This window comes from Moraxella cuniculi, assembly GCF_900637105.1.
GTDB lineage: Bacteria > Pseudomonadota > Gammaproteobacteria > Pseudomonadales > Moraxellaceae > Moraxella > Moraxella cuniculi.
Map to the genome: position 1 here is coordinate 1,225,884 of NZ_LR134343.1, position 11,954 is coordinate 1,237,837.

Below are 11,954 nucleotides of genomic sequence, written 5' to 3' on the forward strand. Positions count from 1 at the left end.
TCGCCAAATCCTTACCAAGTAGGCGTTTCATCTGTGCTGATTTGCTCTTCCCAAAGTATTGGCTCGCCATCATCGGCATCCATATCGTCAAAATTATCCTCATTTATCATCTCATCTGGCATGGAGGTTGTCGGACTGGCATCGGTGCAATCGACTGTCTGATAGGGTAGATAACTGTCAATGACAGGCAACCAAACGGCGTTTGGGCAGTTGGCTTGGGTGGGCAGTCCAAGATTGCCATCAAGCCATCGCCAGCTAACGCCAGCAGGCAGCGGCAAATTTACCGCAGTCAATGTCAATCTGTTCATATAATCTGTCCAAATTGGCAAAGCTCCTTGACCGCCTGTCAAGCCAATAGGTTTGTTGTCATCACGACCAACCCAGACGACACTGACATAGTTGCCACTATAACCAGCAAACCAAGCATCACGATTGTCATTGGTTGTGCCTGTTTTGCCAGCCAAGCCCAGATTGCCACTGATGGCATTGGCTGATTTGGCAGTGCCAGTGCGAACCACTTCTTGCAGGCCATAATTGAGCAGATAAACCGCCTCAGGCGATGCACGAAATTGCTGCTTATTTTGAGTGCGTTGCAGTACCCGACCTTTGTCATCAATCACAGCATTGATGGTGTGAATCGGTGTATAAGCACCACCGTTGGCAAAAATCTGATACATACCAAGCACCTGCATGGGCGATAAATCCACTGCCCCAAGGAGTACCGAAGGGTAGGGGGTGATTTGGCTGGTGATGGATAGATTGCTCATTTGTGCCAAAAAATTATCCAAGCCCAATTGCATACCAGTATTTACCGCTGCTTGGTTGTAAGAGTTTGCCAGTGCCGTTATCAATGGCACGCTGCCATAGGAAGTGTCACCATAGTTTTTGGGCGTCCATGGGCGATTGCCGTTATTATAACTGACTGGACTGTCATTGACAGGGGTGCTTAGGTTATAATTGCCAGACTGTAGGGCGGTCAGATAAATCGCAGGCTTAAGCAGCGAGCCGACTTGTCTTTTGGCATCAATGGCACGGTTAAAACCTGTAAACTGACTGCCGCTACCAACCAAAGCAACCAGCTCGCCTGTTGCTGGATTGGCACTGACGATGGCTCCTTGCAGGGTTTTGGTGGCATCAGAGTGCTTGCGTAATTTGTCAAGTTGTGTCCGCATGGCGGTGTCAGCGGCCTGCTGTGCCAGTGGGTTAAGTGTTGAAATAATACGCAGCCCACGATTTTGCAAATCATCTTGGCGATAATAGCTGTTCAGCTCTCGTTGCACTGCATCAACAAAATCAGGAAATCTTGGTCTGGCGATAGTTGGTGTCTTGACTACACCTAGGGGGCGTTTTATTGCTTCTTGGTAGCGTTGCTCGTTAATTTTTCCTGTAACAAGCATATTATTTAGCACGATATTTCTGCGTGCCAAAGCTCGCTCGGGGTTGTTTCTGGGGTTGTAATAACTTGGGCCTTTGGCAATACCAACAAGCAAGGCGTACTGCTCAAGGCTTAGCTCACTTAAAGGTTTATTAAAATAAAATTCAGCTGCAATTGCAAATCCATTAACAGAGCGGTTGCCATTTTGCCCCAAATTAATTTCGTTAAGATAAGCCAGCAAAATCTCATCTTTATCATAGCGTGCCTCAAGCAGTACCGCCATGATTGCTTCGTTGATTTTTCGCTTAAGGGTGCGATCAGAATTAAGGTAAAAATTCTTAATCAGCTGCTGGGTGATGGTTGAGCCACCCTGTGTGGGTTTGCCGAGCAGATTGGCGAGCATGGCACGGCTAATGCCACGCAGCGATAAGCCATAATGCTCATAAAAGTTGCGATCTTCGGTGGCGATGAGTGCATCGATGAGTTCTTGGGGTGTGCTGTTTTTATCAATGAGTTTGCGGTCTTCGTTATTTTTGGGATAAATGCCACCAATCTTGACAGGCTCAAGCCGAACCATGCCACGCGTGTTGGCAGCACTGCTTAGTAGCTTGGTGATGGTGTTGTTTTCAAATACCAGCTCAACCAATTGCTCTGCTTGAATGTCATTATCGCCATAATCAAAGCTACGCAGATAAATTCGGTAACGGTTGCCAGTATTTTGATAATGACCTGTTTTGTTGCTGCTGCTTTTGCTGTAGTTTAATAATTTTAGCCAAGATTCAAGCTCATCTGCCGAGAGGCTTGCCCCTTGATACAGTGGCAGAGGGCGAGAATATAAAGTGGCAGGAATGTCCCATCGGCGACTTTCAAATTTTTTAATGACAGTGGTGTTTAGATAAACTGCATAAAATGCCAAAACCACCAGTGTCAGCAACAAGACAATAACCAGCGTGCTGACAATAAAGCCCGAGCGGTGTTTGGGTGAGTAGGGCGTAAAGTTTGACACAATAAATCCCCAAGTCAAAAATAATACTATCACCCAAATTGCATAAATTTTCAAGCGAAAATTTTATTATTTTTATTTATATAAATTATCTTTTTATTTTTATTAATTATTACCGCCATACCAAAGTTTGACTTGTTGGGATAAACTTTGTTTTGCTGTGCTATAATAGACACGATAAGTGCAACCAGTGTGTTTTTATGAGCAATGACGATATCACCCCTAAGACTACTACAAAAATCCACGAAACGGATTTTGATGAAATTGAACAAAGTCTGATATTGCCCGCCGAAGGCAGTTGTTTTCATTGTGGTGAGATTTTGCCCAAAGAGCCATTTTTTACGCTGATTTTTGCTCGCCAGCGAGCGATGTGTTGCTTGGGATGTCAATTGGCCGCCCAAAGTATCGTTGAGGCGGGATTGTCGCAATATTATCTTGATCGCCGTGAAATCAGCCCAACTGCCAGCTTGCCTGATGCCATTAATTTTGAGGCGTATAATCACGATGATATTAAAAAACAATTTATTTATCATGAAAATGGTGGCAGTACGGCAGAATTGTCGGTTGCCAACTTAAAATGTGCAGCCTGTACTTGGCTCATAGAAACGCGGCTGCGGTCAATGAATGGTGTCAAAGCCTGTCAGGTGAACCTAACCCAGCAGCGAATGCGAGTCAATTGGGACGAGGGCGAGCTGTCCATCGCCGATATTTTAAAGGCGGTGCATTCGGTGGGCTATGATGCCAAGCCCTATCGCCAAGACACGCACGAAGCGATGCTAAAACGACAAAATAAACAAATGCTGATTCGCTTGGGCGTGGCGGCACTAGGAGCGATGCAGGCGATGATGTTCTCCATCGGTATTTATTTTGGCGATTATAGTGGTATGCTTAATGAGCATCGTGATTTTTTGCGTTATGTGGCATTGTTTGTCAGCATTCCTGTGTTTTTTTATTCGGGCGTGCCATTTTTTGCCTCAGCGTATAATGCTGTGCGAGCCAAACAAATCAACATGGATGTGCCTGTATCTATTGCACTGATTTTGACTTTTTTTGCCAGTTTGTATGCCACCATCACAGGCGTGGGCGAGACTTATTTTGACTCGGTGTCCATGTTTATTTTCTTTTTGTTGGCTGGGCGATATATTGAACAAAATGCTCGGCTCAAGGCATCAAACATGGCGTCAGATTTGGTGGTGATTGAGCCGCTGCTGGTACAAAAAATCACCCAAGCGGAAAATCTGATTGCAAATCTTAATGAGCAAAATCTTACCAAAAATACCATCTGTCGCTGGCTTGATGAGGTGGATTTGCCCAGTCAAATCAACCGCACGCTTGACGAAAAAGTGCTGGCTCAAAGTGTCAAAATCGGTGATGTGGTTGCCATTGAGGCAGGCTCACAGATTGTTGCCGATGGTATTTTATTGTCGCAGGAGGCGACGGTGTCGCAGAGTTTGCTGACTGGTGAGAGCGATTTGATTGTCAAGCAATGCGGCGATGTGCTGGTTGGCGGTTCGCAAAATGACAGTCAGCCATTGATTATGCTGGTTACGGCAGATGTGGATAATAGCCAAATCGCCTTGATTGATCGCTTGATGAACCGAGCGATGAGCGAAAAACCAAAAATCGCCCAAGATGCTGATCGTATGGCACGCTGGTTCGTGGCACGGGTGTTGGTGCTGTCGTTGCTGGTGTTTGCGGTTTGGTATTTTATTGATCCAAAACAGGCATTGTGGGCGACTGTGGCGGTGCTGGTGGCAACTTGCCCTTGTGCATTGTCTTTGGCAACACCGATTGCTTTGACGGTAGCAACCAATCGCTTATCGGCTTTGGGATTTTTGCCGACACGAGGGCATACGGTGCAGACTTTGGCAGCGGTTAGTCATGTGGCTTTTGACAAGACAGGCACATTGACCATGGGACAGGCGAATTTGTTGGCGGTGGTTACTGATGCCACCACTGATGAATCGCTGGCGATTGCGGCAGCACTGGAGGTTGGCAGTCGCCACCCTGTTGCCAAGGCACTATTGACGGCGGCACGCAATTTGCATTTGCCACAAGTTGATGACTTGAGCCATCATGCAGCGGGCGGCATTGAAGGCGTGGTAAATGGGCAGCGTTATCGCATTGGCCATGCCAGCTTTGTCAGTGATGGCGATTCGCAAAAGGCAGATTTTGTATTTGGCAAATTTGCCGAACAATTGCAGGAATATCAGGCAAACCTTTCGGTATTGCTATCGGTTTGGCGGCAGGGGCGTTGGCAATTGATTGCTCGGTTTTATTTTAATGACCCAATCCGTAGCGATGCCAGAGCATTGGTGCAATCGCTCAACAAGCGTGGCATCAAAACCTTAATGCTGACAGGCGACCCCAATCCAAATGCACTCAAGGTGGCAGAAACACTGGGCATTGACGAGGTGTATTATGGATTGACTGCTGAGGATAAAGTCAATCATATCAAGAAGTTGCAGGAAAATGGCCATCAGGTGCTGATGGTTGGTGATGGCATTAATGATGCACCTGTGCTGGCAGCAGCCAATGTCTCTACCGCCATCGCAGGAGCGGCGGATTTGGCACAGGTATCCAGCGACAGTGTTTTGTTGGGTGGACGGTTGGCGGTGATTCATCAGGCGATAGCTGTTTCGTCCAAGACGCATACGATTATTCGACAAAATTTACGCTGGGCATTGATTTATAACACTGCTGTGCTGATTCCTGCGGCACTTGGTTATGTGCCACCTTGGCTTGCAGCGATTGGTATGTCTTTGTCAAGTTTGGCAGTGGTGATGAATGCCATGAGAATCCGCCGAGTGGCTGCTTAGATTGGTTTATTTTGTTGCAACTGGCAGGCTTGACCACCAGATGGTGAAGGGGTTTGTGCTTTGATATTGCCTGACAAGCTGCCCATCAGCTCATCAGGCAAAGGGGGTTAAAAAATCCGATTCAAACCATTGAGTGCAGCAACACGATAAGCCTCCGCCATTGTCGGATAGTTAAAGGTTGTATTGACAAAATACTCAAGCGTATGACCGCATTTCATGACAGCCTGTCCGATATGGATAATCTCAGAGGCGTGATTGCCATAACAATGAATGCCGAGAATTTCCAGCGTTTCACGGTGAAATAGTATCTTTAAGACACCAGAGCGTTCACCGATGATTTGTGAGCGTGCCAAGTGCTTAAAGAATGCTTGACCGACTTCATAGGGGATTTGTTCGGCGGTCAGCTCAGCTTCGGTCTTGCCAATGCTAGAAATTTCAGGAATGGTGTAGATGCCTGTTGGAACGCTGTTAATAAATTCAGCGTCTTCATCACCCACCATAAAGGCGGCGGCATTGCGTCCTTGATCATAAGCAGCTGATGCCAAAGACGGCCAGCCGATCACATCACCAACGGCATAAATGTGCGGCACGCTGGTGCGGTAGCTATGATCAACCTCTAGCTGACCACGGCTGTTGGCAGCCAAACCGATGGCTTCTAGATTCAGGCTGTCTGTGTTGCCTGTGCGACCATTGCACCATAAAATTGCGTCCGATTTGATTTTTTTGCCACTTTTTAGGTGCAAAATGACACAATCATCGTGCGTTTCTAGGCGTTCAATTTCCTCGTTGTTGCGAATGCGTACACCGAATTGGCGAAAATCGTGGCTCAGTGCGTCCGAGATTTCTTCGTCCAAATAGCTAAGCAGTTGTTCTTTATTATTAATCAAATCAACAACATAGCCTAAGCCTGTAAAAATCGAGGCATATTCGCAACCGATGACCCCAGCACCGTAGATGATGATTTTGCGTGCAACATAATCCATTTGCAAAATCTTATCGGAGTCAAATACACGAGGATGATTAAAGTCCAAAATATCAGGGCGATAAGGGCGTGAACCAACAGCAATAACCGCTTGGTTGAAGGTGATGGTTTTGGTGGGTTCTTGGTCGTTGGTGCAAATTTCCAGTGTATGCTCATCAATAAACTTGCCCCAGCCATGAATGATATGAATCTGGTTGCGTTCATAGAATAGCTTGTGCGTATTTACCTGATGACGGATAACTTCTCTAGCTCTGCTTAATACTTTGCTTAATGGAACTTGATAACCATCTTTGGTTTGCTGAAACAAGGGATCGCGGCGAAAGTTAATGATATTAAATACCGATTGACGCAGTGCCTTGCTTGGGATAGTTCCTACATGGGTAGAGTTGCCACCAACCTGATCGCGGGGATCGATGACAGCGACCCGTTGTCCTGATTTGGCAAGTTTCATTGCAGCAGCTTCACCTGCTGGACCTGCACCCAGCACAATAGCATCGTACTCATAGTTATGCTTGGTGCGATTTTGCTGATGGCGAGCCAAGCCGATGCGATGACCGTCAAGCGGGCTGATGAGGTTTGGGTGCGTATGATCGTGGTCAATATGCTCAAAAGTCTGTAGCACGGTTTCTTTGGTATTGCTGGCAGCTTTGGCGGCTGTGGCTTTTTGTTTTTTTGGCATGATATTTCCTTTTGTTGTTGCCAAGTGCATAAGTTTGGATTGGCATTTCTTATGGTTTTGTTTTTGATAACAAAGTCCATCGCTAGACGCCGATGCGTCTTTTTAGCCCCGTGATTTGTAAAATGCGTGTGGCAATTTCTTCAACTGACATTTCCGAGACATTTAAGTTTGGGATTTTTTGGCTGCTATAAATTGCCTGAATGGCTCGCTGTTCCTCTTGACACTGAGCAAGGCTGGCATAACGGCTGCCTGCTCGGCGTTCCTGACGAATGCGTACCAACCGTTCGGTATCAATGGTTAGCCCGAATAGTTTGTTGTGATAAGGCTTTAAGGCAGCTGGCAGCTGGCTGGTGTCAAGGTCTTCTTCGGTCAAGGGATAATTGGCAGCACGAATGCCATATTGTAGTGCCAAGTACAACGAGGTTGGGGTTTTGCCCGAGCGAGACAATCCAATCAAGATAATATCAGCACCGTCATAATGTGTCGTGCGAGCACCATCATCATTATCTAGGGCAAAATGCACCGCATCAATACGAGCCTTATAGTCGTCAGAATCGACATGGCTGTGTGCCATGCCAGCATGAGGGTTGGGTTCGTGGTTGATTTCGGTGGCGATACGATTGATTAAGCCTTCGTAAATATCCAAATTATAAGCATTGGCAGAATTGATGATTTCACGAATTTCATCACTGACAATGGTGTCAAATACCAAGGGGCGTAATTTGCTTGTCTCAAAGGCACGGTTGATCCGCTCTACGGCTTGTTTGGCAAGCTCAATGGTATCAACATAGGGAATTACCTGAATGTCAAACTCAACATCGCTAAACTGACTGAGCAATGACTTGCCTAAAGTTTCAGCGGTAATTGCAGTACCATCTGAAATAAAAAATGCACTACGAATGGCAGGTGGGGGCGGTGTGGGTGTGTGGACATACATGTCGTGTTCTTTTTGCTTAATGTTGGGAAAATTTTCATAATCTACTTCATTATAGCACAGTTGCCAATAAGTTTGTTTGTTACCGCTGGATTTTTTGATATTTTTGTATTTTATGGCTATATTTTTATTTTGAATAAATTGATAAATTGATTGAGTATTGGCAAATTTGTCGCTATAATCACCGCAAGAATATCAAATTAGGCAACAATTTTGACCTTGTTTGGGTGAATTGATTTTATAGATTTTTTACAATGCTTGGTTTACCTTAGGCTTGTTGCAAGGCGAGAAAATCGTGATGGTTTAACAGCTTGCCACAAAGGATTCTCTTGCAATACATTGTTTTGTAAATAATCTATTTAAAAAATCAATTTTTGCGAATAAATTCACAAGCCAAAGGTCTGATTGATTGTGCATTTTATGGGAGTAAGATATGAGCAAGCAAGTCATTGCTTTTAGTCAGCTTGGCAAAGATGATGTGGAGATTGTTGGTGGCAAAAACGCATCATTGGGCGAGATGATTAGTCATTTGGGTGCGTTGGGCGTAAATGTGCCAAATGGTTTTGCAACAACAGCGGCGGCGTTTAACCGCTTTTTGAGCGAGACGGGTTTGCTTGAAAAAATCAACAATGAGCTGGCAACTTTAAATGTTGATGATGTTGAGCAGCTTGCCCAGACAGGGGCGAAGGTGCGTCGCTGGGTGATTGAGCAGCCACTACCAAAGGATTTGGAAGACGAGATTCGCGAGGCGTTTGCCGAATTGTCTGCTGGCGAAGACATTGCCGTGGCGGTGCGATCGTCAGCAACGGCGGAGGATTTGCCTGATGCGTCATTTGCAGGGCAGCAAGAGACATTTTTGAATATTCGTGGCATTGATAATGTGTTGATTGCCATCAAGGAAGTCTTTGCCAGCCTATATAATGACCGTGCAATCGCTTATCGTGTTCATAAGGGTTTTGAGCATGCTGGCGTGGCATTGTCGGCAGGCGTGCAGCGTATGGTGCGTTCAGAGACTGGCACAAGCGGCGTGATGTTTACCATTGACACTGAGTCTGGCTTTGATGAAGTGGTGTTTATCACCGCCAGCTATGGATTGGGTGAGATGGTGGTACAAGGTGCGGTAAACCCTGATGAATTTTATCTGTCAAAAGTGCTGCTGGAGCAAAATCGCCCAGCGGTTGTACGCCGTAATTTGGGTGCCAAGCAAGTCAAAATGATCTATGGCGATGAAGGCAATACCAAAAAATCCACCAAAATTGTCGAAGTGGACAAGGCGGAACGCTTGCAGTTTGCCCTAAGTAGTGATGAATTAACCAAACTTGGCAAGCAGGCGATGATTATCGAAAAGCACTATGGCTGTCCGATGGATATCGAATGGGCAAAAGATGGCGACAGTGGTGAGATTTTCATTGTGCAAGCACGCCCAGAAACGGTCAAATCTCGCCAAGACAAGAGTTATATGGAGCGTTATGCCATCAACTCAAAAGGAGCAAAAGTGCTGACAGAAGGCCGCTCAATCGGTCAGCGTGTCGGCAGCGGTACGGTGCGTATTGTCAGCGATCTTAGCCAGATGAGTAAGGTGCAAGCGGGCGATGTACTGGTGTCGGATATGACAGATCCTGACTGGGAACCTGTGATGAAGCGAGCATCAGCCATCATCACCAACCGTGGCGGTCGCACTTGCCATGCAGCCATCATCGCCCGAGAGCTTGGCGTGCCTGCGATTGTCGGTTCAGGCAACGCCACCGAAGTGCTGCTTGATGGTCAAGAGGTTACAGTGTCATGTGCCGAGGGCGATACTGGCTTTGTTTATGAAGGTTTGCTAAACTATGAAGTCCATCGCAACTCCATCAGCAGCATGCCTGAGCTTGACTTTAAGGTGATGATGAATGTTGGTAATCCTGATCGTGCTTTTGATTTTGCCCAAACGCCAAATCAAGGCGTGGGATTGGCTCGCTTGGAATTTATCATCAGCAACATGATTGGCATTCACCCAAAAGCTCTGCTGAATATTGACAGCCTGCCACAAGAAATCGTGCAGGCGGTAAACGAAAAAATCGCAGGATATAATTCTCCTGTGGAGTTTTATATCAATAAGTTGATTGAAGGCATTGCAACGCTTGCGGTGGCGTTTCGTGATAAGCCTGTGATTGTGCGTATGAGTGATTTTAAGTCCAATGAATACGCCAATCTCATCGGTGGCAAGCTGTATGAGCCAAGCGAGGAAAACCCAATGCTTGGTTTCCGTGGAGCGTCTCGCTATGTGTCAGAGAATTTCCGTGATTGCTTTGAGCTTGAATGCCGTGCCTTAAAATATGTGCGTGATGATATGGGACTTAGTAATGTCAAGATTATGATTCCATTTGTGCGTACTACCGATGAGGCAAAGCAAGTTATTGAATTGCTTGAAAAAAATGGCCTAAAGCGTGGCGAAAATTCACTTGAAGTTATCATGATGTGTGAATTGCCGACCAATGCGTTGCTTGCCGATGAATTTTTGCAATATTTTGACGGCTTCTCTATCGGCTCAAATGACTTGACGCAATTAACACTTGGGCTTGATCGTGATAGCGGTATCGTTTCTCGCTTGTTTGATGAGCGAGACCCAGCGGTCAAAAAGTTACTTGCAATGGCTATTCATGCCTGCCGTAAGGCAAATAAATATGTCGGCATCTGTGGTCAAGGGCCATCTGACCACCCAGATTTGGCGTATTGGTTGATGGAGCAGGGTATTAACTCGGTATCCCTAAACCCTGATACTGTGCTAAAAACTTGGTTCTTTTTGGCTGACAAAAACAATCAGTCCAAATAATAAGATCAGCCCTTAAGATTTTACTTAAGGGCTGTGGCTTTTGTTCTTTGATGGTTATTTTGTCCATCATGTTATTTATGATTATTGATAATCTTTAGCTGTTTTTATCATGACTGCCGCGACTACAGTTGCCAATTTTTTTAAGAAAATCTTAACAGAACTGTACCAAAATATCTACCAGTTGCTTGGTGGTTCACTTGACGATCAGACCCTAAGTTTGGCAAATATTGGGCTGTCTGTATTGCGTACCAGTATCAAAATTGTCATCTTGCTTGTGCTGATTGGCTTTATATATTGGCTGTTGGTGTATGTGGTGAAGACGCTGCGTAAGTTGTTTGGCTTGTCGCACCGTTATGCACGCATTGCCCGAGCAATTTTGCGTTATTTGTGGTTTATGACCAGCTTGCTTGCATTTATGTCGCAGATTGGTTTGCAGGCTGATACGGTCAAAGCCACAGCAAAGGCGGCGACTTGGGCAGGGTTTTATTATGCTCTATGGGCAGCCAGTGGGCAGATGGTAAGCCGTGTGTTAAAGCATTATGAGCTAAATGCCTCTATTGAGCAGCTGCTCAAAAATTTGCTGTTGGTGCTGATTTTGGCATTGGCATTTGCAACCGTGATGGCAAAATTTGGCTTTGATGTCATCTCTATCGTGGCAGGTTTGGGTATTGCAGGTTTGGCGGTGGGCTGGGCATCGCAAAGCACGCTGGCAAACTTCATCGCAGGCATTGTGATTTTGGTTGAGCAGTCGTTTCAGGTCGGTGATTGGATTCGCTTGGGTGATAAAGAAGGGCGAGTGGTCAAAATTTCACTGCGTGCCACCCAAATTCTTGACCGTGATAATATCATTATCATCATACCAAATTCCTCAGTTGCCTCATCGGAGGTGGTGAATCTTACTTCCAAAAAAATGATTCGCTTTGAGGTAACAACTCGTATTGGCTTGCACGCTGACATTACCACAGCACGCAGTGCCATCATCAAAACCTTGCAAAAAGATGAGGTTGTGTTAAAGCACCCAGCACCGCTGGCAACAGTTGCCGAAATTGGCGAATCTGGCATTCGTTTGGTGGTGCGTTTTTGGGTAGCTCCACTGTCGGTTGCACGCATTCCTGTGATTAAAGAAAACATCAATGAAAAAATCAAGCGTGCCTTGGACGAGGCAGGTGTCGAAGTGCCATTTCCTCATATGAAATTACTGCTAGACAATCCCAAGCTGGGTAGTGAGCAGTAGCGAAGTTTTGGCAATCATTTGGGCGTATAACAAATTTATGCCGAACTAAGCAAATGACAGAGTGTGAGAAAATCTGACAGTTTTGTGCTATAATATTTGGTTTAAATAAAAATTTT

At 45.7% G+C, this 11,954-nt stretch carries 6 protein-coding genes; 3 read left to right on the forward strand and 3 right to left on the reverse strand.

Going from position 1 to position 11,954, the window contains the following annotated elements:
- Positions 1-11: 11 nt before the first annotated feature.
- A complete protein-coding gene (gene mrcB, locus EL162_RS05685) occupies positions 12-2,435 on the reverse strand; it encodes a penicillin-binding protein 1B (RefSeq protein WP_126330693.1) in 2,424 nt (807 codons plus the stop codon).
- A gap of 143 nt (positions 2,436-2,578) precedes the next feature.
- On the opposite strand from mrcB, the gene EL162_RS05690 reads away from it, so the two are divergent.
- A complete protein-coding gene (locus EL162_RS05690; RefSeq protein WP_126330695.1) occupies positions 2,579-5,197 on the forward strand; it encodes a heavy metal translocating P-type ATPase in 2,619 nt (872 codons plus the stop codon).
- Positions 5,198-5,304: 107 nt separating this feature from the next.
- Here the strand turns inward: EL162_RS05690 and sthA are convergent, their stop codons facing one another.
- A complete protein-coding gene (sthA, locus tag EL162_RS05695; RefSeq protein WP_126330697.1) occupies positions 5,305-6,858 on the reverse strand; it encodes a Si-specific NAD(P)(+) transhydrogenase in 1,554 nt (517 codons plus the stop codon).
- A gap of 82 nt (positions 6,859-6,940) precedes the next feature.
- The gene (gene ppsR, locus EL162_RS05700; RefSeq protein WP_076555297.1) at positions 6,941-7,795 is read right to left on the reverse strand and encodes a posphoenolpyruvate synthetase regulatory kinase/phosphorylase PpsR; all 855 of its coding nucleotides are present in this window, start codon (positions 7,793-7,795) and stop codon (positions 6,941-6,943) included.
- 430 nt (positions 7,796-8,225) lie between these two features.
- On the opposite strand from ppsR, the gene ppsA reads away from it, so the two are divergent.
- Together ppsA and EL162_RS05710 are read left to right on the forward strand one after the other, a co-directional pair.
- Positions 8,226-10,604, forward strand: coding sequence for a phosphoenolpyruvate synthase (gene ppsA, locus EL162_RS05705; protein WP_126330699.1), 2,379 nt, complete (start codon positions 8,226-8,228; stop codon positions 10,602-10,604).
- A gap of 109 nt (positions 10,605-10,713) precedes the next feature.
- A complete protein-coding gene (locus EL162_RS05710; RefSeq protein ID WP_076555299.1) occupies positions 10,714-11,838 on the forward strand; it encodes a mechanosensitive ion channel family protein in 1,125 nt (374 codons plus the stop codon).
- Positions 11,839-11,954 lie beyond the last annotated feature (116 nt).

Excerpts from the sequence above, each read along its gene's own strand:
- EL162_RS05690 (WP_126330695.1), top strand. The coding sequence starts at position 2,579 with ATGAGCAATGACGATATCACCCCTAAGACTACTACAAAAATCCACGAA.
- sthA (WP_126330697.1), bottom strand. The coding sequence starts at position 6,858 with ATGCCAAAAAAACAAAAAGCCACAGCCGCCAAAGCTGCCAGCAATACC.
- ppsR (WP_076555297.1), bottom strand. The coding sequence starts at position 7,795 with ATGTATGTCCACACACCCACACCGCCCCCACCTGCCATTCGTAGTGCA.
- ppsA (WP_126330699.1), top strand. The coding sequence starts at position 8,226 with ATGAGCAAGCAAGTCATTGCTTTTAGTCAGCTTGGCAAAGATGATGTG.
- EL162_RS05710 (WP_076555299.1), top strand. The coding sequence starts at position 10,714 with ATGACTGCCGCGACTACAGTTGCCAATTTTTTTAAGAAAATCTTAACA.